At 64.0% G+C, this 22,829-nt stretch carries 19 protein-coding genes; 9 read left to right on the forward strand and 10 right to left on the reverse strand.

Annotated elements, in window-relative coordinates; genetic code table 11:
* Positions 1 to 224: 224 nt before the first annotated feature.
* A complete protein-coding gene (locus AC0L2J_RS02470) occupies positions 225 to 2,534 on the reverse strand; it encodes an NADP-dependent malic enzyme (RefSeq protein WP_007609425.1) in 2,310 nt (769 codons plus the stop codon).
* Between the two features lie 245 nt (positions 2,535 to 2,779).
* Between AC0L2J_RS02470 and AC0L2J_RS02475 the strand changes: the two genes are divergently transcribed.
* Complete coding sequence (locus tag AC0L2J_RS02475) at positions 2,780 to 4,756, forward strand: hypothetical protein (protein WP_473386982.1); 1,977 nt, start codon at positions 2,780 to 2,782, stop codon at positions 4,754 to 4,756.
* A 128-nt stretch (positions 4,757 to 4,884) separates the two neighbouring features.
* On the opposite strand, the gene aspS is transcribed toward AC0L2J_RS02475, so the two are convergent.
* Positions 4,885 to 6,657, reverse strand: a complete 1,773-nt coding sequence (gene aspS / locus AC0L2J_RS02480; RefSeq protein ID WP_473386984.1) for an aspartate--tRNA ligase — start codon at positions 6,655 to 6,657, stop codon at positions 4,885 to 4,887.
* Between the two features lie 195 nt (positions 6,658 to 6,852).
* On the opposite strand from aspS, the gene AC0L2J_RS02485 reads away from it, so the two are divergent.
* The 6 genes from AC0L2J_RS02485 to rnd all read left to right on the forward strand — a co-directional run bounded on the left by AC0L2J_RS02485 (position 6,853) and on the right by rnd (position 14,274).
* Positions 6,853 to 8,328 (forward strand): protein adenylyltransferase SelO, encoded by a 1,476-nt coding sequence (locus tag AC0L2J_RS02485; RefSeq protein ID WP_473386985.1) that lies wholly within the window; start codon positions 6,853 to 6,855, stop codon positions 8,326 to 8,328.
* 371 nt (positions 8,329 to 8,699) lie between these two features.
* On the forward strand, positions 8,700 to 9,551 hold the full coding sequence (locus AC0L2J_RS02490; RefSeq protein ID WP_473386987.1) for a phosphodiesterase: 852 nt from the start codon (positions 8,700 to 8,702) through the stop codon (positions 9,549 to 9,551).
* A 1-nt stretch (position 9,552) separates the two neighbouring features.
* Positions 9,553 to 10,503 carry a carbohydrate ABC transporter permease gene (locus tag AC0L2J_RS02495; protein ID WP_473386988.1) on the forward strand — a complete coding sequence of 317 codons (951 nt, stop codon included), beginning with the start codon at positions 9,553 to 9,555 and terminating at the stop codon, positions 10,501 to 10,503.
* Entirely contained in the window at positions 10,500 to 11,369 is an 870-nt protein-coding gene (locus AC0L2J_RS02500; RefSeq protein ID WP_473386990.1) for a carbohydrate ABC transporter permease, read from the forward strand. Before AC0L2J_RS02495 ends, AC0L2J_RS02500 begins: the two co-directional genes overlap by 4 nt.
* Positions 11,370 to 11,380: 11 nt before the next feature.
* Entirely contained in the window at positions 11,381 to 12,712 is a 1,332-nt protein-coding gene (locus AC0L2J_RS02505) for an ABC transporter substrate-binding protein (RefSeq protein ID WP_473386992.1), read from the forward strand.
* 410 nt (positions 12,713 to 13,122) lie between these two features.
* The gene (gene rnd / locus AC0L2J_RS02510) at positions 13,123 to 14,274 is read left to right on the forward strand and encodes a ribonuclease D (RefSeq protein ID WP_007609405.1); all 1,152 of its coding nucleotides are present in this window, start codon (positions 13,123 to 13,125) and stop codon (positions 14,272 to 14,274) included.
* 134 nt (positions 14,275 to 14,408) lie between these two features.
* Here the strand turns inward: rnd and AC0L2J_RS02515 are convergent, their stop codons facing one another.
* From AC0L2J_RS02515 to AC0L2J_RS02535, 5 genes are all read right to left on the reverse strand, one after another.
* The gene (locus AC0L2J_RS02515; protein ID WP_473386993.1) at positions 14,409 to 15,791 is read right to left on the reverse strand and encodes an aspartate aminotransferase family protein; all 1,383 of its coding nucleotides are present in this window, start codon (positions 15,789 to 15,791) and stop codon (positions 14,409 to 14,411) included.
* Between the two features lie 158 nt (positions 15,792 to 15,949).
* On the reverse strand, positions 15,950 to 16,120 hold the full coding sequence (locus AC0L2J_RS02520) for a hypothetical protein (RefSeq protein ID WP_007609402.1): 171 nt from the start codon (positions 16,118 to 16,120) through the stop codon (positions 15,950 to 15,952).
* Between the two features lie 30 nt (positions 16,121 to 16,150).
* Positions 16,151 to 16,714 carry an isochorismatase family protein gene (locus AC0L2J_RS02525; RefSeq protein ID WP_007609401.1) on the reverse strand — a complete coding sequence of 188 codons (564 nt, stop codon included), beginning with the start codon at positions 16,712 to 16,714 and terminating at the stop codon, positions 16,151 to 16,153.
* A 25-nt stretch (positions 16,715 to 16,739) separates the two neighbouring features.
* Positions 16,740 to 17,360 (reverse strand): GNAT family N-acetyltransferase, encoded by a 621-nt coding sequence (locus AC0L2J_RS02530; RefSeq protein ID WP_007591919.1) that lies wholly within the window; start codon positions 17,358 to 17,360, stop codon positions 16,740 to 16,742.
* Positions 17,347 to 17,964, reverse strand: a complete 618-nt coding sequence (locus AC0L2J_RS02535) for a hypothetical protein (protein ID WP_007609400.1) — start codon at positions 17,962 to 17,964, stop codon at positions 17,347 to 17,349. The genes AC0L2J_RS02530 and AC0L2J_RS02535 overlap by 14 nt, the downstream gene beginning before the upstream one ends.
* A gap of 71 nt (positions 17,965 to 18,035) precedes the next feature.
* Here AC0L2J_RS02535 and AC0L2J_RS02540 point away from each other — a divergent pair, with 71 nt between their 5' ends.
* Positions 18,036 to 19,076 carry a LysR family transcriptional regulator gene (locus AC0L2J_RS02540; RefSeq protein ID WP_473386995.1) on the forward strand — a complete coding sequence of 347 codons (1,041 nt, stop codon included), beginning with the start codon at positions 18,036 to 18,038 and terminating at the stop codon, positions 19,074 to 19,076.
* 79 nt (positions 19,077 to 19,155) lie between these two features.
* Here AC0L2J_RS02540 and AC0L2J_RS02545 read toward each other — a convergent pair whose 3' ends face one another.
* Positions 19,156 to 20,304 carry an autotransporter outer membrane beta-barrel domain-containing protein gene (locus tag AC0L2J_RS02545; RefSeq protein WP_473386996.1) on the reverse strand — a complete coding sequence of 383 codons (1,149 nt, stop codon included), beginning with the start codon at positions 20,302 to 20,304 and terminating at the stop codon, positions 19,156 to 19,158.
* 378 nt (positions 20,305 to 20,682) lie between these two features.
* Here AC0L2J_RS02545 and AC0L2J_RS02550 point away from each other — a divergent pair, with 378 nt between their 5' ends.
* Positions 20,683 to 20,889: a cold-shock protein gene (locus AC0L2J_RS02550; RefSeq protein WP_007591938.1), complete on the forward strand. Its 207-nt coding sequence runs from the start codon at positions 20,683 to 20,685 to the stop codon at positions 20,887 to 20,889.
* A gap of 96 nt (positions 20,890 to 20,985) precedes the next feature.
* On the opposite strand, the gene purN is transcribed toward AC0L2J_RS02550, so the two are convergent.
* Together purN and purM are read right to left on the reverse strand one after the other, a co-directional pair.
* Complete coding sequence (gene purN / locus AC0L2J_RS02555; RefSeq protein WP_473386998.1) at positions 20,986 to 21,639, reverse strand: phosphoribosylglycinamide formyltransferase; 654 nt, start codon at positions 21,637 to 21,639, stop codon at positions 20,986 to 20,988.
* Positions 21,640 to 21,653: 14 nt separating this feature from the next.
* Positions 21,654 to 22,727 (reverse strand): phosphoribosylformylglycinamidine cyclo-ligase, encoded by a 1,074-nt coding sequence (purM, locus tag AC0L2J_RS02560; RefSeq protein WP_473387001.1) that lies wholly within the window; start codon positions 22,725 to 22,727, stop codon positions 21,654 to 21,656.
* Between the last annotated feature and the right edge of the window lie 102 nt (positions 22,728 to 22,829).

Raw genomic sequence — 22,829 nt, forward strand, 5'->3', positions numbered from 1 at the left:
TGTAAACCGCCTATTATATTAATAAAAAAAACCCCCCCCCGGGGGGGCCCCCCCCCCCCCGGTGGGGGGGGGGGGGGCCCCCCCCCCGCGGCCGCCACGGGTGAGGGGTTTCTATCGGCAGGGACAACTCTCGAGATTCGTCGCGCGGAGAGAACCCCTCATCCGGCGCTTCGCGCCACCTTCTCCCAAGGGGAGAAGGGATTGCACCTCTCGCGCGGCCGCCCCTACGTAAACAGCGTCGGCTGCTGCCGCGACGCGCGCTCCTGCGCTTCCACCACAGCGACCGCGGTCATGTTGAGGATGCCTCGCGCCGTCACCGACGGGGTGAGAATGTGGGCCGGGCGCGCCGGGCCGATCAGGATCGGACCGACGGGCAGCGCGTCCGCCAGCGACTTGATCATCTGGTAGGCGACGTTGGCGGTGTCGAGGCTTGGCATGATCATGATGTTGGCCTCGCCCTCGAGGTTGGAGTGCGGCAGCACCATTTTGCGCGCAGCGGCCGAGAGCGCGGTGTCGCCTTGCATCTCACCGTCGGCCTCGAGCTCCGGATGCTTCTCCTTCAGGAGCTGGGTCGCCCGGCGCATCTTGCGCGAGGATTCCGTGTCGTAGCTGCCGAAATCCGAATGCGAGACGAAGGCGATCTTCGGCTTGATGTTGAAGCGTTGGACGTGGACCGCCGCGAGCGAGGCGATCTCGGCGAGCTCTTCGGCGCTCGGATTGGGCCGCACCTGGGTGTCGGCGATGAAGAAGGCGCCCTTGCTCGTGATCAGCAGCGCCAGCGCCGCGTAGTCGCTGATCCCCGGCGTGAACCCGACGATCTCGCGGACATGGCGCAGATGGCTCATGTAGCGGCCCTCGACGCCGCAGAGCATGGCGTCCGCCTCGCCGCGCACCACCGCGAGCGCCGCGATGACGGTGTTGTTGGTGCGCACCACCGTGCGCGCCGCATCCGGCGTCACGCCGCGGCGGCCGGCGACCTCGACATAGGATTGCACGTAGGAGCGGTAGCGCGGATCGTCCTCGGGATTGACGAGGTCGAAATCCTTGCCGGCCTTGATCGACAGGCCGAAGCGCTTGATGCGCGCCTCGACCACGGACGGTCGTCCAACCAGAATCGGCGTCGCCAGCTTTTCTTCCAGCACCACCTGGGTCGCGCGCAGCACGCGCTCGTCCTCGCCTTCGGCGTAGATCACGCGCACCGGCTGGGTCTTGGCCTTCGCGAACATCGGCTTCATGACGAGGCCGGAGCGGAACGCGAAGCGCTCGAGCAGCGCGGTGTACTCGTCGAAATTGGTGATGGGCCGGGTCGCAACGCCCGATTCCATCGCCGCCTTCGCCACCGCCGGCGCGATGCGCAGGATCAACCTCGGATCAAAAGGACTCGGGATCAGCGAGCCCGGGCCAAACCCTTGCGTCTCGCCGGTATCGAAGCCTTGCGCGACCGCATCGGACGGCGCCTCGCGCGCGAGCTGCGCGATGGCCTCGACGGCGGCGTGCTTCATCTCCTCGTTGATGGCGCTGGCGCCGACATCGAGCGCGCCGCGGAAGATGAAGGGAAAGCACAGGACGTTGTTGACCTGGTTCGGAAAATCGGAGCGGCCGGTGCAGATCATGGCATCGGGACGCACCTTGCGCGCCTCCTCCGGCATGATCTCCGGCGTCGGATTCGCGAGCGCCATGATGAGCGGCTTGTCGCCCATCGCCTTGGCCATCTCGGGCTTGAGCACGCCCGGTGCGGAGAGGCCGATGAAGATGTCGGCGCCGCCGATGACGTCGGCGAGCGTGCGCTTGTCGGTCTTCTGCGCATAGACCGCCTTCCAACGGTCCATCGTGGTGTTGCGACCTTCGTGAACGAGGCCGTCGATGTCGCAGACCCAGATGTTCTTGCGCTGCGCGCCCATCGACACCAGCAGGTTCAGTGTCGCGAGCGCTGCGGCCCCTGCTCCCGATGCCACGATCTTGACGTCCGACAGGTTCTTGCCGTTCAGGCGCAGGCCATTGGTGATCGCGGCGGCGACGATGATCGCGGTGCCGTGCTGGTCGTCGTGGAAGACCGGGATCTTCATGCGCTCCTTGAGCTGCGCCTCGATCTCGAAGCATTCCGGTCCGCGGATGTCCTCGAGATTGATGCCGCCGAAGGTCGGCTCGAGCGCGGCCACCGTCTCGACCACGCGCTCGATGGTATCGGCCGCGATCTCGATGTCGAACACGTCGATACCGGCAAATTTCTTGAACAGGACCGCCTTGCCCTCCATCACCGGCTTCGAGGCCAGCGGACCGATATTGCCGAGGCCGAGCACGGCGGTGCCGTTCGAAACCACGGCGACCAGATTGGAGCGGATCGTCAGCGTCGCCGCTTCCGCCGGATTCTTGGCGATCTCCATGCAGGCGGCGGCGACGCCGGGAGAATAGGCCAGCGCGAGGTCACGCTGGTTGGCGAGCGGCTTGCTCGCCTGAATCTCGAGCTTTCCGGGGCGCGGCAGACGGTGATAGGCCAGCGCCGCCTGGTGGAGATCATCGGAATAAGACGACATGCGGTGTCTCGCCTCGCGTTACCGGCCTCAAACTACGTTGTCCTGACCGGCCCGCCTTCCGGTGGTATTTCCGGGTCATGGAAACGGGATGAAGCACGCCGGGCGCCCCGGTGGCAACATCCGATTGCGGCCCCATCAACAGGGCGCGCCGTCAAATATCTGATAGCGTTCACTTTCCCTGGACCGCGCGTTGCTTTGCGAATATGGCAGGTTGCGTCGTGCAACGCGAGCAACTGGAGCTGGGAATGAAGCGAATCCTGATCGGCCTGATCGTGGTGGCCGCGGTGGCCGTCGGCGGATGGTTCGGCTTCAATCTCTACGCAAAGCATCGCGTCACCGCCGAGATCGAGGCGGCCTTCGAGCAGATCCGCGTGCAAGGTGGCAAGGCCAGCCACGGCAAGGTCGCCTTCGATCTGCCCACGCGCACCCTCACGATAGAGGACGTCGTCGTTGAGCCGAGCCAGCCGTCGCAACTGCCGGCCAGGATTGCCGGCGTCAAGGCGATCGGCGTGCGCCAGATCGACGACGTGACCTTCTCGGCCGATGCCATCGAGGTCTCGGGGATCGAATTCGCAATCGACAGTTCGGTCGGCTCCTCGCAAGTCAAGACCGCCTACAAGATCCCGCAGGCCACCATAAGGGACTACGCCGGGGCGATTCGTGCCCAGCGCCTGCCGGCCTCGAACGCCATCACCGAGCTGTATCGATTTGGCCTCGAACAGTTCAGCGGCGTCACGGCGTCGTCGATCGAGGTACCGACGATCACCGTCACCGTCAACGGCAAGCCCGGTACGGCCAATCCAGGCGGCGGCGATTTCGCCTATTCCGGTCTGGTGATGAAAAACCTGAGACGCGGCAAGGTCGAGGCGACCAAAGCGGATCTGTTCACCTCCACGTTCAAGCTGCCCCAGCCGCGCAAGTCCGACAAGGTCACGGTAGAAATGTCGAATTTCGTCATGAACGATTTCGATGCAGGCGGCATGCTCGCCACGCTCGATCCGGAGAAGGCAAATGACGGCAGCTATCATCAGATCTACCGACAGATTTCGTCAGGGCCTTACATCGTCATCCTCGATGGCGTGCGCCTCCAGATCGACGGCTTCGCCATCGATGACATCGCCGTGCAGCCGTCGAAATTCCGGCTGGCCGAGATATTTGCCGCGCTGCCACGGGATCAATCGGCCCCGCCGACACCGGCACAGTCACGCGAGTTGCTGGAGAAGCTCGCCGGGGTCTATGAGGGTCTTCGCATCGGTAAGGCCGAAATCGGCAAGATGTCGGTCGGCACGCCGCAAGGAACAGCCACGGTTAATGCCATCCGATATCGCGACGGCGAGTTCGCGGTCGAAGGCGTCGACACGCCGTCTCCGCAAGGACAGTTCAAGATGGAGCGCTTCGCGCTGAAATCCTTCAGCACGGCGAATTTGATGCGCTGGGCAGCAGGCCTCACCCATCCCGGACAGCCCCCCTCGCCGGATCAGATGCTCGGGCTGTTCGGCGTGCTCGCAGGCGCGGAGATCAAGGGCGTGACAGCGCCGTTCAAGACCACCAAGAAGCTGGTCATGATCGACACACTGAGCCTGGACTGGGGGCAGCTGGTCGGCTCGATCCCGAGCAAGGTGCATGTGGTTGCCCAATTTGTCACGCCGGCCGATCCATCCGACCCAAAACAGATTCCATTGATTGCCAGCGGGATCGACAAGCTCGCGATCGATCTCGATCTCGGCGCTGCCTGGACCGAACAGTCCAACAGCTTCGCTCTGACGCCCGCGACCCTCGACATCGGAGGGATCGCAAGAGCGCAACTGCGTATCGCGCTCGGCAACGTACCACGCGAGGTGTTTTCGGCCGATCCCGCCCAGCTCATGGGCCAGGCGGCCCGGATCGAGGCGGGCACGCTCGAATTCTCATTGCGCGATAGCGGCGTTGTCGATCTCGTGGCGGCGCAGTTCGCGCGCATGCAGAATGTCAGCCGCGATACCGCACGCCAGGCGCTCGTCGAGAGCATCAAGGCTAAACGGGAGCAAGTTGCTTCCGTCAATCCGGATGCGAACGCGGCCGTGGACGCGATCGCCCGCTTCGTCGAGACGCCGGGCCAGACGCTTTCCATTAAGCTGTCCCCACGCGCCAAGGCACCACTGATGCAATTGATGCAGCTCTTGCAAACCGACCCACAGAGCGCGCTTGCGCAGTTCAGGATCGAGGCGTCGACGGGGCTGTAGTTGGATTTCGTGTCCCGGACGCGTCGCGGCATGCAATGACGCGGGATCCAGAAGCTTGCTGATCGCTGAGACTGGGCCCCGGCTCAGCAGCGCATCACTACGTGCTGCGCTGCGTCCGGGGCACCCGCTCACTTCTGCGGCAAATTCACCTTCACGTGCAGCTCGCGGAGCTGCTTGGGGGTGGGCTCCGACGGCGCGCCCATCAGGAGGTCCATGGCCTGCTGGTTCATCGGGAACAGCGAGATCTCGCGCAGATTGTTGGTGCCGCACAACAGCATGACGATGCGGTCAACGCCGGCGGCCATGCCGCCATGCGGCGGCGCGCCGTACTGGAAGGCGCGGTACATGCCGCCGAAGCGATCGACGACTTCCTGCTCACCATAGCCGGCGATCTCGAACGCCTTCACCATCGCTTCCGGCACGTGGTTGCGGATTCCGCCCGAGGCGATCTCGTAGCCGTTGCAGGTGATGTCGTACTGGAACGCCTTGATGGTCAGCGGGTCCTGGCCCTTCAAGGCATCGAGGCCACCCTGCGGCATCGAGAACGGGTTGTGCGAGAAGTCGACCTTCTTGTCCTCTTCGTTGTACTCGTACATCGGGAAGTCGACGATCCAGGCCAGCTCAAACCGCTCCTTGTCGGTGAGGTTCAACTCCTCGCCGACCTTGTTGCGGGCCAAGCCTGAGAACTTCCAGAACTTGTCGGGATCGCCGGCGACGAAGAACGCGGCATCGCCTTCCTTCACGCCGATCTGCGCGCGGATCGCGGCGGTGCGCTCAGCACCGATGTTGTTGGCAAGCGGACCGGCACCTTCGCCGCCCTCGCGCCACATGATGTAGCCAAGGCCCGGCTGTCCCTCGCCCTGCGCCCAGGAATTCATGCGGTCGCAGAAGGCGCGAGAACCGCCGCCCGGCGCCGGGATCGCCCACACCTGGTTCTTGGGGTCCTCCAACATGCGCGCGAACACCTTGAAGCCGGAGCCGCGGAAGTGTTCGGAGACGTCCTGCATCTCGATCGGATTGCGCAGGTCCGGCTTGTCGGAGCCGTACTTGCGCAAGGCTTCCGCGAACGGAATCCGGCGCCAGCCCTTGGTCACCGGCTTGCCCTTGGCGAACTCCTCGAACACGCCGGTGATGACAGGCTCCATAGCCGAGAAGACGTCCTCTTGAGTCACAAAACTCATTTCGACGTCGAGCTGGTAGAATTCGCCCGGCAGACGATCCGCGCGCGGGTCCTCGTCGCGGAAGCAGGGCGCGATCTGGAAGTAGCGATCAAAGCCCGACATCATCAACAGCTGCTTATACTGCTGCGGCGCCTGCGGCAGCGCGTAGAACTTGCCGGGATGGATGCGCGACGGCACCAGGAAGTCGCGCGCGCCCTCCGGCGAGGACGCGGTCAGGATCGGCGTGTTGAACTCGAAGAAGCCCTGCCCCTCCATGCGCCGGCGCATCGACTTGATGATTTCGACGCGCGTCATGATGTTCTGGTGCAGCTTCTCGCGGCGCAGGTCGAGGAAGCGGTACTTCAGGCGGATGTCCTCGGGATATTCCTGGTCGCCGAACACCGGCAGTGGCAAATCACCGGCCGGGCCCAGCACTTCGATGTCGCTGACATAGATCTCGATCTTGCCGGTCGGCAAATCGTCATTGTCGGTGCCTTCGGGGCGGCGGCGGACCTTGCCGTCCATCTTGACCACGAATTCCGAACGCAGCTTCTCGGCCTGCGAGAACGCCGGCGAGTCCGGATCGACCACGCACTGGGTCAGGCCGTAATGGTCGCGGAGGTCGATGAACAGCACGCCGCCATGGTCGCGAACGCGATGGACCCAGCCTGAAAGGCGGACCGTCTCGCCGATGTTGCTCTCGCGGAGCGCGCCGCATGTATGTGACCGGTAGCGATGCATGGTCGTCCCAAATTCAATGTCGGAGGATCGAATCGATAGGGCGAATGGCCCTATGCGAAAGTTGCGGCAGGGTTTACCCGACGAGGCGGAGGGCGGCAACCAAGGGAACGGCCCGTTTTCGGCTGGAAGTGCCCATTTTTGCCCAATCCGGGCTCAAGCCTTTGCCATCAGGCGTTCCACGCCTATCTTGAGGCCATGACAGTCCATTTCCCGTTCCAGAACTCCTATTCGGCGCTGCCGGACAGCTTTTTCGCCCGGGTCGCACCGACGCCGGTGGCGGCGCCCCGGCTGATCAAGCTGAACCGGCCGCTGGCGGTCCAGCTCGGGCTCGATCCTGATGTGCTGGAGACCCCTGAGGGGGCCGAAATTCTGGCCGGCAAAACGGTTCCCGCCGGCGCCGATCCCATCGCCATGGCCTACGCCGGCCACCAGTTCGGACAGTTCGTGCCCCAGCTGGGCGACGGACGGGCGGTGCTACTCGGCGAAGTCATCGACAAGGACGGCATCCGCCGCGACATTCAGCTCAAGGGCTCGGGACCCACTCCGTTCTCCCGCCGCGGCGACGGCCGTGCCGCGCTCGGGCCGGTGCTGCGCGAATATATCGTGAGCGAGGCGATGTTCGCGCTGGGCATCCCGACGACGCGCTCGCTCGCCGCCGTCGTCACCGGCGAGCACGTCATCCGCGAAACCGCGCTGCCCGGCGCGGTGCTGACCCGCGTCGCCTCGAGCCACATCCGCGTCGGCACCTTCCAGTTCTTCGCGGTCCGCCGCGACACCGATGCGATCCGGAGGCTCGCCGACCATGTGATCGCCCGCCACTATCCGGAACTCCTCGGCGCCGAGCGGCCCTATCACGCGCTGCTGTCCGGCGTCGTCGCGCGCCAGGCCGATCTCGTCGCACGCTGGCTGCTGGTCGGCTTCATCCACGGCGTGATGAACACCGACAACTCATCGATATCAGGCGAGACCATCGATTACGGTCCGTGCGCATTCATGGATTCCTATAATCCGGCGCAGGTGTTTTCCTCGATCGACGAGATGGGCCGCTACGCCTATGCCAACCAGCCGCGCATCGCGCTGTGGAATCTGACGCGGCTGGCCGAATGCCTGCTGCCGCTGTTCTCCGACGATCAGGAAAAGGCGGTCGCGGAAGCCCAGGACATTCTCGGCGCCTTCTCCGAGACGTTCAGCGACGCCTATCAGGCGGGCCTGCGCAAGAAGGTCGGCCTGTTCACGGAACGCGATGGCGACGATGCGCTGATCCAGGACCTGCTCGACGCCATGGCGAAGAACCAGGCCGAGTTCACCCTCACCTTCCGCAAACTCGGTGACGCCGCTGGCGATCCGGCTGCCGACGATGCACGTGCCCAGTTCATGGACCCCGGGGCGTTCGATGAATGGGCCAGGCGCTGGCGCGAGCGCACGGCGCTTGAGCCGCAAACCGCAGCCGAACGGCAAGCCACCATGCACGCCGTCAACCCGATGTTCATCCCGCGCAACCACCGCGTCGAGGCCGTGATCCAGGCGGCGGTCAACAACGACGATTACACGCCGTTCGAGGAATTGGTGAAGGTACTGGCCAAGCCGTTCGAGGACCAGCCGGACTACGCCGCCTACGCCGATCCCCCGCTGCCAGAGCAGCGAGTGCTGCAGACGTTCTGCGGGACGTAGCTACGAACTCGGTGCGTAGGGTGGATTAGCCGAAGGCGTAATCCACCCTCTCTCTCAACAAGCGGAAAGTGAAGAGGTGGATTACGCTTCGCTAATCCACCCTACGACTGACGCGGCCGCGATCATCAAGCCCGCTCACCGAACTCGCCTGTCATGTTGAGATTGCCACCCGTTAGAGCAGCAATAGCACAACTTGAAGTTGGCTCACAGTTGTGGATTACGCCTTCGGCTAATCGACCCTACCGAGCCGAGCTTGTGGACGCCTCGCGCCTCGGGAACCGCTGTCATCAAACTGAAACACTCGCGCTCTAACGGCCTGTCAGGGCTGTCTTGCCGGAGGCGCCCATCCTCCAACGGTCCTGACAAGCGCCATGCCCTTCAAGTTCATCCACATCACCGACACGCATCTCGCGAACCCCGGGCTGAAGCTGTATGGCCTCGACCCGCGCGCCCGACTGGACGCTGCGATTGCCGACATCAACGAGCATCACGTCGATGCCGCCTTCGCGGTGGTGACCGGCGACCTCACCCATTGGGGCGAGGCTGAATCCTACGCCAATTTCGCCGACGCAATGGCGGCGTTGAAAATCCCCTACATCGCCATGGTCGGCAATCACGACCGCCGTGTCGCCTGTCTGGACGGCTTGAGGTCCGCCCCGCGCGATCCGAACGGTTTCGTGCAGGGCACGCGCACCACCGAGCACGGTCTGTTCGTGTTTCTGGACACGCTGGACGAAACCAGCCACGCCGGCGAGATGTGCGCCAAGCGCCTGGGCTGGCTCGCAAGCACGCTGGCTGCGGCGCCGGCGGAGATGCCGTTCGTGGTCTTTATGCATCATCCGCCGTTCCCGGTCGGCGTCCATGCGATGGACGAGATTTCGCTGGCACAGAGCGCCGAGTTCGCCGAGGTGATCGCGCCCTATCGCTCACGCATCCGCCACCTCTTCTTCGGCCACGTGCACCGGCCGATCTTCGGCAGCTACGGCAAGATCCCGTTCTCGACGCTTCGCGGCACCAACCACCAGGTCTGGTTCGAGCTCGACGCTGCCGCGGCCGAGCATCTCGCCAGCCATGAGCCGCCGGCCTACGGCGTGGTGCTGATCGACGGCGAGAACCTGGTCGTGCACAGCCACGACTTCCTCGACAGCAGTCTGCGCTTTCCCTTCGAACCACCGGCGGGAGTGGACGGCCGCGACTATGCGCTCAATTTCCCGGCGCGATGAGATGAGCTTCGCAGAACCCGCGGCTCTCCCGGTCGCGGCCTCGGCGGCGCCGCGCCTGCGTGCCCTGAAGCGGTTCTCTCACCGCTTCAAGACCTCGCTGCCGGCCTATCTCCTGCTGCTGCCCTCGCTCGTCTTCCTCGCGCTGTTCACCTATGGTGCGATGGGCCGCGTGCTCATCGACGCGCTGTACCAGCGCGCCACGCCTAGGGCGCCGGTCCGTTTCGTCGGTCTCGACAACATCGCAGCGGTGCTTGCGGATCCCGCCTTCACCGGCGCGGTCGTCAACAATCTCGTCTATGCCGTCGGCACCGCGGTCCCGAGCATCGCCCTCGCATTGCTGTTCGCGCTGGCGCTGGCGCGCACCAATGCCGTGACCAGCGCGCTGCGCGCCGCGCTGTTTTTGCCGGTGCTGATTCCGATGGTCGCGGCCTCCGCGCTATTCCTGTTCATCTTCCTGCCCAATGTCGGGCTGCTCGACTATTACATCGGCAGCCTGCTTCCGGTGCTGCCGAACTGGCTCGGCGATTCCGACATCGCGCTTTATGCGATCATGGTCATCACGATCTGGAAGAACGCCGGCTACTACATGCTGTTCTTCCTGGCCGGCCTTCAGGCCGTGCCGGAAGACGTCATGGAAGCCGCGCATCTCGACGGCGCCGGGCCGTACCAGCGGCTGCGCCATATCATCCTGCCGGAGCTCAAACCCACCTTCCTGTTCGTCACGGTCATCGCCACACTCAACGCGGTCACGCAGGTCGACCACGTCTTCGTCATGACCAAGGGCGGGCCGTCCAACGCGACCAATCTCGTGCTGTTCTACATCTACCAACAGGCGGTCGAGCACTACGACATCGGCAAGGCTTCGGCAGCGACACTGCTGACGCTTGCGGCGCTGATGGGCCTCACCGCGCTCTCCTTCCGGACGATGGCAAACCGCGGGGGCAGGTCATGAGGCTGTTCGACCGTCTGTTCAGGGACGTCCCGCTCGCCACCCGCCGCGAGATCACGCCAAAGCTCGGCTTTGCGCTGACCGTGCTGCTCGCGGTGGTCTGGCTGATCCCGTTCCTGTGGATGGGTGTGGCGACGCTGCGCCCGGCATCCGACGGCATCAATCTCATGGCCGAGCTGATGCCGAGCCTGAAGCCGACGCTCGACAACGTCAGGGACGCCTGGGAGATCGGCGATTTCCCGCGCTACACCCTCAACACCATCATCATCTGCACCGGCATTCTCCTGGTGCAGGTCTTCACGATCACACTGGCGGGCTTTGCCTTTGCGCGGCTCGACTTCGCCGGAAAATCGCTGATCTTCTATCTGTTCCTGATGCAGCTGATGCTGGTGCCGGTGCTGCTGATCGTGCCCAATTTGAGCCTGGTGGCGCAGCTCGGCCTCTACGACACGCTCACCGGCGTGATGATGCCGTTCTTCGCTTCCGCCTTCGGCACCTTCCTGATGCGGCAAGCGTTCGAGGCGATACCGACCGAGCTGGAAGACGCTGCCCTGATCGACGGCGCCAGCCTGCTCCAGCGCATCCGCCACATCTACGTGCCGCTGTCGATGCCGAGCTTCTCGGCCTTTGCCATCATCTCCGTGACCAGCCATTGGAACGACTTCCTGTGGCCGCTGATGGTGATCAATTCGCCGGACAAGCGGCCGCTCACGGTCGGGCTCTCCGTGTTCACCGCGACCGCGGAAGGCACGCAGGCCTGGGGCACCATTGCCGCGGGCACGCTGATGGTGATCGCGCCGCTGCTCGTCACCTTCCTGATCTTCCAGAAACGCTTCATCAGCTCTTTCGTCACCTCAGGCATCAAATAGGAGATTTCTCGATGCTGTTTTCCCGCAGGCTCATGCTTGGTTTTGCCATTGCAGGCACTTTGGCAAGCGCCCTCACCTTCCCGGCGCTGGCCGAAGGCCCGACCGAGATCGACCTGTTCTTCCCCGTCCCCGTCGACGGCAAGCTCGCCCGCGACATGGGCACCCTGATCAAGGAATTCAACGAGGGACATCCTGCGATCAAGGCGACCGCGGTCTACACCGGTTCCTATGACGACACGCTGATCAAGACGCGCGCCTCGATCAAGGCCGGCAAGCCGCCGGCTGCCGTGATCATGTCGGCGAACTTTCTGCTCGATATGCAGATCGAGAACGAGCTCACAAACCTCGATCCCCTGATCGCCGCCGACGGCACCACCAAGGAGCAGTTTCTGGGCCAGTTCTTTCCAGCGCTACAGGGTAACGCGGTGATCAATCGCTCGGTCTATGGCGTGCCATTCCATAACTCGACGCCGCTGCTCTACATCAACGCCGACAAGGCGAAGGAAGCAGGCCTCGATCCGAGCAAGCCGCCGCAGACCTGGGCCGAATTGACCGACTGGGCCAAGAAGCTCACGAAGCGCGAGGGTGACAAGGTGACCCAATGGGGCATCGCGATCCCCTGCGCCTACGACTATTGCGGGTGGATGATGGAAACGCTCACCATGACCAATGGCGGGCGCTACTACAACGAGGAGTTCGGCGGCGAGGTCTATTACGACACGCCCTCGATGCTGGGCGCGCTGACCTGGTGGAACGACCTCGTCACCAAGCACAAGGTTCACCCGCTGGGCGCGACGCCTGGCCCCGCCGTCAGCACCTCCTTCATCTCCGGCAACGCCGCGATGATGATGCTCTCGACCGGCTCGCTGACCTATGTGCGTGACAACGCCAAGTTCGCCTACAAGGTCGCCTTCATCCCGCGCAACGTCCGCAACGCGGTGCCGATCGGCGGTGCCTCGCTGATCGTTCCCGCGGGCCAGGAAGCCGACAAGCAGAAGGCCGCCTGGACCCTGATCAAGTGGATGACCTCGCCCGAGAAGAGCGGCTGGTGGAGCCGCGCCACCGGCTATTTCGCGCCCAACATGGCCGCCTACAAGACGCCTGACATGGTCGAATTCCTGAACAAGAACCCGGACGCCAAGACCGCCGTCGAGCAGCTCGACGTCGCCAAGCCCTGGTTCGCGACCTACAAGACCGTGCCCGTCCGCAAGACACTGGAGGACGAGGTGATGCTGGTCCTCAACGGCAAGAAGCAGCCGAAGGAAGCCCTCGTCGCCGCCCAGAAGGCCGCCGACGAGACGCTCAAGCCGTACAACGCGGAGACGTCGCTGAAGCTGCCGTAAGGCCTGCTGCAACGTAAAACCAACGTCGGCGCCCGTCCTGCGGGGCGCCGATTTCGTTTTGGACGGTCGCCCCCGTTAACCCCGCGTCCACCATCCGGCCCGGCCCGCCGCCGGTAACCACGAGAATTAACAGACCCTCAATTCGCCCCAGACAAGTTTAGCAATGTTTCTGAGGGGTTTTGCCGTGGATCTATTGGTTTTCGAGTTCCTGGGGCTGGCGCTGGTCGCCATGTGCGTGGTCGTGGTGGCACTGCCTTGCGCGCGCAAACCCTCCCGGCGGGTCCGCTACGAATAGGATTTTCGTCGGAAAATGCGATTCCGGCCCAAATGCAAGGCTCGAATTCGCTTCGAGCCCCTTGACATCACAGCGCTTTCGGCAGAACGGCTGATGGACTTGTCATGGGCCGTTCATGGATTTGATTACCACCACCGCTGACCTTGCGGCTGCCTGCAGCCGGTTGGCCAAGCACCCCGTCATTACCGTCGATACCGAGTTCCTGCGCGAGACCACCTATTACCCGCTGCTGTGCGTGGTGCAGATGGCCAGCGCCGAGGAAGCGATCGTCATCGACACCCTGGCCGCGGGCATCGACCTCAAGCCGTTCTTCGAGCTGATGGCCAATGAGGCTGTGCTGAAGGTCTTCCACGCCGCCCGCCAGGACATCGAGATCATCTGGCACCAGGCCAACATCATTCCGCACCCGGTGTTCGACACCCAGGTCGCGGCCATGGTGCTCGGCTACGGCGACAGCATCGCCTACGACGCGCTGGTCGAGAAGGTCACCGGACACCGCCCGGACAAAACCCACCGCTTCACCGATTGGTCGCGCCGGCCGCTGACCAAGGAGCAGATGCATTACGCCGTGTCCGACGTCACGCATCTGCGCGACGTGTTCGCAGCGCTCGATGCCGACCTCAAGAAGCGCCGGCGCAGCGAATGGGTCTCGATCGAGATGGAGGTCCTGACCTCGCCCAAGACCTACGACTTCCACCCCGAGCGCGCCTGGGAACGGCTCAAGACGCGGGTGCGCAAGCCCAAGGACCTCGCGGTCCTGATGGAGGTCGCCGCCTGGCGCGAGCAGGAGGCGCAGAGCCGCGATGTGCCGCGCGGCCGCGTGCTGCGCGACGAGGCCGTCAGCGACATCGCGACCCACGCGCCGAATACGATCGAGAAGCTCGCAAACCTGCGCTCCGTGCCGAAGGGTTTTGAGAAATCCAAATGGGGCGCCGACATCGTCGCCGCCGTCGAGCGCGGGCTGGCGCGCGATCACGCCACGCTGCCGAAGCTGGAAAAGCCGCGCAACAATAACAATGGCGCCGCGATCGTCGAGCTGTTGAAGGTGCTGCTGCGCATGACCGCGGAGCGCCATGCGGTCGCCAGCAAGGTGATTGCGACCGTCGACGATCTCGAGGAGATTGCGGCCGACGACGAGGCCGACGTGCCGGCGCTACGCGGCTGGCGCCGCGAGCTGTTCGGCGAGGCCGCACTGAAACTGAAGCGCGGCGAGCTGGCGCTGGCGGTCGAGAAAGGCCGCGTGATCGGGGTTCAGCGGGCGGAATAGGCCCGATGCCTCGCTTTCGCCACATCGTCATTGCGAGCGCAGCGAAGCAATCCAGAATCTTTCCTCGGAGTCAGTCTGGATTGCTTCGTCGCTTCGCTCCTCGCAATGACGAGGCAAAAGCTGAAAGCTTCCCCCTACGCCGGCGTCAGCTTCGCCACTTCCGGCTTCATGTCGTCCAGCACGCCCGATATCGCCGCGACCAGCTCGTCGATCTGGGCCTTGGTGACGATCAGCGGCGGGCAGATGGCGATGGCGTCGAGCATGTTGCGCGAGATCACGCCGCGCTCCTGCAGCATGCGGCTGGCCATGCCGCCGACGGCGCCCGGTGTTGCCGCCGCGGTCTTGCGCGCCTTGTCCAGCACCAGCTCGATCGCTGCGATCATGCCGACACCGCGGACCTCGCCGACCAGCGGATGGCTGGTGAGTTCACGCAGCTTGCCTTGCATGTAGCCACCGAGCTCGGCGGCATGCGCAACGAGGCCCCGCTCCTCGATGATTTTCAAATTCTCCAGCGCGATCGCCGAACCCACCGGATGGCCGCCCGCGGTGAAACCGTGGCCGAGCACGCCGATCTTGTTGCTCTCATCGGCGATCGGTTCGAACATGCGATCGTTCATCATGATGGCCGACAGCGGGAAATAGCTCGATGTGATCTGCTTGGAGACCACGATCGCGTCGGGCTTGATGCCGTAGGTTTCGCAGCCGAACATCTTGCCGGTGCGGCCGAAGCCGCAGATGACCTCGTCGGCGACCAACAGGATGTCGTACTTGTTCAAAACCTTCTGGATCTTGTCCCAATAGGTCGCCGGCGGCACGATGACGCCGCCCGCGCCCATCACCGGCTCACCGAAGAACGCCGCGATCGTGTCCGGGCCTTCCTTCTGGATCATCGCATCGAGCTCCTCGGCTCGCCGCGTCGCGAAGGCTTCCTCGCTCTCCCCGGGCGCGCCGTCCTTGTAGAAATGCGGCGAGCCCGTGTGCAGGATGTTCGGGAGCGGCAAGTCGAAAGAGCGGTGGTTGTTCGGCAGGCCGGTGAGGCTGGCGGACGCGATGGTGACGCCGTGATAGGCGCGCATCCGGCTGATCACCTTCTTGCGCTGTGGCTGGCCGAGCGCATTGGAGCGATAGGCGATCAACTTCAGAACGGTGTCGTTGGCCTCCGAGCCGGAATTGGTGAAGAACACCTTGCTCATCGGAACAGGCGCGAGCGCGACCAGCTTCTCGGCAAGATCGATCGAGGGCCCGTGCGATTTGGCGGAGAACGTGTGATAGAACGGCAGCGCCTGCATCTGCTTGTGCGCAGCCTCGACCAGCCGCTTCTCGTTGAAGCCGAGCCCGACGCTCCACAGGCCTGCCATCGCCTCGAAATAGCGCTTGCCCGAGGCGTCGAACACGTAAGGGCCCTCGCCGCGTTCGATCACCAGGGGACCGGCCTGCTGATGGGCGCGCGCGTTGGTGTAAGGATGGAGCTGGTAGGCCACATCCCGGGCCTCTTGCGAATTGGGCAGCATGGACATTTGCAGGCATCCTTGAAAGCGTCACGTCGCCGGCGCGGCCAGCGTCATCACTCGATGATCCAGCTCCTTGGCTATTGCCACCGCGCAAAACTTGCAACGTCAATTCGTCGGCAGCAAGCGCTCAGCAGCGTTGCACAAAGCCGCACATCGGGCAGCTGTCACGCCGCGCCGTCGTCATTCCCGTCGCTGTCGGCGGCGGCGGCTTCCCGCACCTCCACCAGCGCCATCGAGAGCAGATACACCGTCGTGGGCAGACCAAGACGGCGCGCCGCCTCGGCGGCACGCGACAGGTCGCTTGCCAGCTCCTCGAGCTGATCTCCCCGTGACAATGTCCCACTCCATCCGTCGATTGCGGCCGCCTACACCGCAACGGCGCCGCTGGTTCTGATCAGTTCGGCGCTGGACTGGATTGTAGCAAAATTCCCGATCACATTCACTACCGCATGCTTGTAGGCGGCGGCATCGCCTGTTCCCGGCTGCCGGCAGGCGACGGCGTCGGCCACCACCTGGTAGCGATGACTGCGGTGAAACCCGTCGATAGCGGTGGCCAGGACAGTTTCGTCCAGGGAAAAGCCCGCGAGCACGCAACGGACATTGCGGATATTGGACATGTAGTCCACAAAACGCGCCGAACTGTAGGCCGACGGCAGCGGGTGCTCGAACGTCATCTCTCCCGGCCGCGGCTTCGCCTCCGCGATCCAATCGGTCAGCTTGGATGCCGGATTGAACCAGGCCGCCTGCGCGATGCGCTTCAGATGCATCACCGGCCAGAGATTGTCGCGCCAGAACGTCAGCAGTTCCACGCAGCGCGCGGTCGCGGCATCGCCGTCGAGGATGACGTGGCGACGTCCGGGGGTCAGGTATTCGACCTGGAGATCCGCGCAGACCAGGATCGGCGGATCGTCGGTGATGGAAACCAGCATGGTTTTGCGCGCAGCTGCACCAGTTTCAACGGCCAGCGAGCGCGACGTCCCGCAGCGGCGACGTCACGGCCCGTCCTGCCGAGGCGTCGAGCACGCCCGGCCGGTCCCAATCGCCCTCGGGGCGGATGATCACGTACGGATCGCTGTCCAGCGTAATGGCATCCGGGCCCGGTTCGATCTCCAGCAGCATTTCCGTGTAGGAGAAGTCGGAAAAGGTGATCTTGCGATTGTGACCAAGCGGCTTGGCGCCGAAATGGGCCCAGAAATCGACCAGGCGGTCCTGCGCCTGGCCGTAAATCTTGCGAAAGCCCTTGCGCTTCACATAGTCGACGCTCGCTTGTACCAGCTTGAACGAGACACGCGAGCGCCGATATTGGTGCCGCACCGCAAGCCGTTCCACCTTGGCGAAATCGCCGAAGAACCGCACCCGCAGACAGCCCGCAGGCTCGTTGCCGACATAGCCGATGAAATGCGCAGCGACCATGTCGTTGCCGTCGAACTCCTCGTCGAACGGGCAATCCTGCTCGGCGAGATAGACGGCTGAGCGGATCGAGGTGACCAGCATGAGATCGCTGAGATCGCGCGCGAGGCGAATGGTGATGGCGCGGGAATCGGGCTTCGCGAGCGGAATCCTAGTACCGTGCATCTGCAAAACTCCTTGCTTGAATGATCGCGCCCGGCATGCGCATCGGCTGCCGATGCCAGGGCCGCTCGTAGCACCACAGGTCGGGTTGGAAGCTTGGAACAGGCTCGAAGCCTGTCGCCTTCATGATGTCGCGGCCGGCCACGGTTGACGGCTGCGCATAGCAATCCGCGTTGCGAAACCTTAGCTGTCTCAGATGAGCCGCGGCCTTGCCGAGACCGGCGACGCCGCGCCCCGTCGCAGCGATCGCCCAGATGTAGATGGCGGAAACGTCCTCCTTCGCGGACGCGAGATGGCGCGTCTCCGGCGCGGTGAGGCAGATCTCGTCGAGCAGCAGCGCATCGTGCCCGCGATCGTTGAGAAACAGGAAAGCCATGCCCCCGACGAGGTTGCCCTTCCGGCTGAAAGTCAGGATGCTCTCGGGATCGTAGGCGAAATATTTTGCAAGCTCAGTCGCCCCGATCCGAACGCCCGGCACCAGCCGGTGCGCCAGCTGCGAAAGCGCGGCGATTTCGGAAAATTGGGCGCGACGTACGTCGACATCCGGACTGAGCGGCAGCGCGTCGAAATCATGCCTTGCGGCAAACGAGCCCCTTTCCATACCCATGTCACCCCTCTATCGTTTGCGGCTTTCGTGCCCCGCTATGACCAAGAGCTTAGCGGCTGGGGATCAGGCGTATGCAACAGTTATTGCACCGGGGTGCTGCGGTGATGCAGCACCGTGAAGAAGCCCTGGATATGTCCTGGGACGATTTGAAACTGTTTTTAGCTTGCGCAAAATATAAAAGTTTCCGCAACGCCGCCGAGGAGCTCGGGCTCACCTCCACCACCCTGATGCGCAGGATCGACCGGCTCGAAGAGAGCATCGACTGCAAGCTGTTCCTGCGCGACCAGAGCGGGCTCACGCTCAGCGACGAAGGCAGCGCGATGATCGCCGACGTCGCGCACATGGAGCGTCATGCCTTCAACGTGTTCCGGCGTGCTTCGCGATCGTCGAACGATATGTCAGGCACCGTGCGCGTCGCGGTGACGGAAGGCCCCGGCAATTTCTGGATCCTGCCGCGACTGATCGACTTCCAGAAGACCTATCGCAAGATCACCGTCGACCTGCGCTGCGCGATGGAACAGGCCGACGTCGCGCGGCTCGAATCCGATATCGCGATCCAGCTCGAGCCGCCGACCAATCCCGATCTGATCGTCGCCAAGCTCGGCCGGCTGCACATCTATCCCTTCGTGTCCAAGGAGTACGAAAACCTCTACGGCGTGCCGGCGAGCCTGGCCGAGCTGAAGAACCACCGCATCATCAAGCAGAGCGCCCCGCAGGTCGACGACGGCGCTTATGCCCGCGTGCTCGGACTTGAGTCGCTCGAGGGCATCGTCGGGATCAAGACCAATTCCTCGGTCGGCGTGCTCTATGCGGTGGAGCGCGGCGCCGGCATCGGATTCCTGCCGACGGTTTCGATCGCGCTCGGCGCCCCGCTTGTTGCCGTCGATCTCGGCGTCAGCCACCACGCCGATCTCTGGCTCACCTATCACAAGGAATTCCGCGCCTCCGAGCGCCACAAGATCGTGGTCGATTGGCTGAAGAAAATCTTCGACCCCAAGATCCATCCCTGTTTCCGCGACGAGTTCATCCACCCGGACGCGCTGGCGCCGATGATGACGGCCGCGCGCGAGGGTTTTGGATTGGCGGGATATGTCGCGGCAATGCCGACTTAAAACTCGAGCATGATCCTTTCGTAAAACCGCGTCGCAGTTTTCCGGATCCTCCTCTGGGCCGACGCGGGCAGGCTTCGCCTCACCACCGATGTTCGAAGCCGACCGTGCCCTGGTGCGACGTCAGCTCGTTGCGGAACTTGCCGTCGTAATTGACGTAGAGCCGCGCCGTGTTGGTCAGGCTGAGCGAGGCCGAGGCGCCGGCATCCATGCCGTAGCGGCTCTCGCCGATGCCGGGCACGACGATGCTCTGGGTCCCGAGGCTGACCTGCACCGATCCCAGGTTCTGATGGAAATTGTCGACGAACTTGCCATAGGCGGACAGGTCCAGGATCTTCTGGTCGAAGATGAAGTAGCGCCCGATCTCGGCTCCGATCATGACCCGCCCGCGCGAGAGCGCCGTCGAGCCGACATTGAGTGGATCGAGGCCGCCAACCTCCTGGAACGCGACGCTGGTGGCGCGGACATATTCCAGTGCGCCCTTCGGTACGACGCGCATCTGGTCCTTGGTCCAGTAATAACTGATCTCGGTCAGGGCGCCGTCGACTGCGGCGCGATAACCCGCGGTCGCAAGTCCCAGACCCGTATCCCGGCTCGAGCGGACCTTGCCGAAGCCGTGCACCAGGGCGAAAGCCCAGGTCCATGGGCCCTTGTCGACGGAGCCGCTGAAGCCGAGTTGCGTCAGGTCCAGCGTCGCAGACTGAAGTGCGAGCGGCACGTCGATGTCGGTGTGGCTCTGGTCGACGGAGAAGCCGAGATTGACACCCGGCGCGAGCCGCGCGCCGAAGCCTGCGACACCGCCAAACGTCTTGCGCTTGTCGCCGACAAAGTCTCCTTGCGCATCTGTCCGGACCGAGATGCCGTAGCCCTCGAACCAGGTGCGGTAGCGCGGATCTTCCGCGCCCGCCGATGCGCCGCCGCCGCCGGGATTGGTCCGAAACGCCCGGTTGATGCCGCCAGATGCCTGGTTGCCGAGCCGCTCCAGGAAATTCGAGCCGAGATTGAGCGCGCTGTTGCCGGCCGACTGGTCGTAATTGGTCGCTGTCGGCATCGGAATCGGCGTCGGTGACGGCGTGGGAGTCGGGGTCGGCGTGGGCGTCGGACTTTGCGCAAAGCCTGATGTCGTCGAGAGTACCACAATGAGCGCAAACGCCACGGAAGCCGCGATCCAACGGACGCGGTTCAGCCTGATCGCCTGCCGTGTCTCTGAGGGCTGCGAAATGCAGCACATGGCGACAAATCCCGAAGCAAAGGGCGGCGCCCAAAAATGCAACAGAAGCGGCGCACGCGTGCCGCGATTTGTGCCGAACTGTTACTGAGGGTCAACCGGCTGGCGCGTCCAGGCAAAGGCATTGCTTCCGATTGTGGTTCCGCGGCCACAGGTCGCAAATTGCGGTCGGGTACTCCGGTCGGGCTCTTGAAATTCGCGCGCGGCTTGCTAACGGGCGATTTTCATGTTGCAATATCGGACACAATCGGAATTGGCCGCTCGACTGTGCGTTTCGCGATATTGAGACTCAAGACTCGAACAGACTACCGGAAGCCCGTTTGTGGCGTGGCACGCGAAAAGCGGCCGCGTCGTTTTTGTATCTAGCGGAGGAGACTGAGGATGCCGCAAAAGGGCACCGTCAAATGGTTCAACCCGACCAAGGGCTATGGGTTCATCAAGCCGAACGGCAGTGACAAGGACGTCTTCGTCCACATCTCCGCCGTCGAGCGCGCCGGACTCTCGACCCTCAATGAAAATCAGGTGGTTGAATACGACCTCGTGGAGAACCGCGGCAAGGCATCCGCGGAGAACCTCAAGGTTTCCTGATTTCTCTCGCGGTCTGCGCAAGAGATCATGACGTTGCCCCCGGCTCTGCCGGGGGTTTTTGTTTGGGATGAGAAGTATTCCGAGTGCGACGGCGCTTCACCGCACCAACGGCGCAACCAGAAAATTCTCCGACGGCTCGCTGCCCGCGGTTTTGCACACATCGCCCTCGATCCGGACCTTGCCGGTCGCGAGCAGGCTCAGTGCTGCGGGATAGATGCGGTGCTCGACTTCGAGGATACGCTCCGACAGCGTGTCCGCCGTGTCGTGGTCGCTGACGGGAACCGCGCCCTGCATCACGATAGGGCCGGCATCGGTCTCGGGGATCACGAAGTGCACCGTCGCGCCGGACAGCTTGACGCCGGCGCGCAAAGCCTGGCCGTGCGGGTCGAGACCGGGGAAGGACGGCAGCAGTGAGGGATGGATGTTGAGCATCCGCCCGTACCAGGCCTTGGTGAATTCGGCCGTGAACAGGCGCATGAAGCCGCCGAGGCAAATCAGCTCGATGCCGTGCCGATCGAGCGCTGCTTGCAGCACCTTCTCGAAGCCGGCGCGGTCCTTGCCGAACGGCTTGCTTTCGATCACCAGCGTCTTCACGCCACTCGCTTTGGCCCTTTCCAGCCCTAGCGCATCGGCCTTGTTCGAGATGACGAGCGAAATCTCCGCCGGAAAATCCGGCGCGGCCGCGCCCTTGATCAGCGCAGCCATGTTGGAGCCACGGCCGGAAATCAGGATGGCGACGCGGCGTTTCATCACAGCGCCGGTCACTACAGCGCCATATCGAGATGGCCGTTATAGACGACGCGGTGCTCGCCCTCGGCCGGGATCACGGTGCCGAGCTGTGCCACGGTCTCACCGGCATCGGCGAAGACCTCGACGACCTCTTCGACCTTGTCCGGCTCGACGATCGCGATCATGCCGATCCCGCAATTGAAGGTCCGCAGCATTTCGAGCTCGGCAATGCCGGCCTGCGCGGCCAGCCATTTGAACACCGGCAGCACTGGCAGCCGCGCCAGATCGATACCGACGCCGAGATGCTTCGGCAGCACGCGCGGAATGTTGTCGGTGAAGCCGCCCCCGGTGATGTGGGCAAGCCCCTTCACCGCGCCGGTCTCGCGGATCGCGCGCAGGCAGGATTTGACGTAGAGACGCGTCGGCGTCAGCAACGCGCCGCCGAGCGTCATGACGGGCGCAAACGGCGCCTGCGCCCCGAAGCCGAGGCCGGATTGTTCCACGATCTTGCGCACCAGCGAGAAACCGTTGGAGTGCACGCCCGACGAGGCGAGCCCGATCACGGCATCGCCGGCAGCAATGTCCTTGCGCGGCAAGAGCGCGCCCCGCTCCGCGGCGCCGACGGCAAAGCCGCCGAGGTCGTAGTCACCGTCCTTGTAGAGGCCGGGCATCTCGGCCGTCTCGCCGCCGATCAGGGCGCAGCCGGATTCGCGACAGCCTTCGGCGACACCGGCCACGATCGACGCGGTCGCCTCCGGATCGAGCTTGCCGCAGGCAAAATAGTCGAGGAAGAACAGCGGCTCGGCGCCCTGTACCACGAGGTCGTTGACGCTCATGGCGACGAGGTCGATGCCGATCCCGCCATGCAGGCCGGTCTCGATCGCGATCTTGACCTTGGTGCCGACGCCATCGGTCGCGGCCACCAGGATGGGATCCTTGAAACCGGCCGCCTTGAGATCGAACAGGCCGCCGAATCCGCCGATTTCGGCGTCGGCGCCGGGCCGTGCGGTGGCGCGCACCATCGGCTTGATCAGGTCGACCAAGCGGTTGCCCGCGTCGATATCGACGCCTGAATCGGCGTAAGTGAGGCCGTTTTTGCGGTCGGTCATGCCCGATTTCCAGTGGGTTTGCGGCTGGTTACGTCGAATTCCGGGGACGCGCAATGGCTCGCATGGCGCGCCGCCGTATACTATGTAGAGATATCAACCGGT

The organism is Bradyrhizobium sp. MV1.5 (assembly GCF_055807615.1).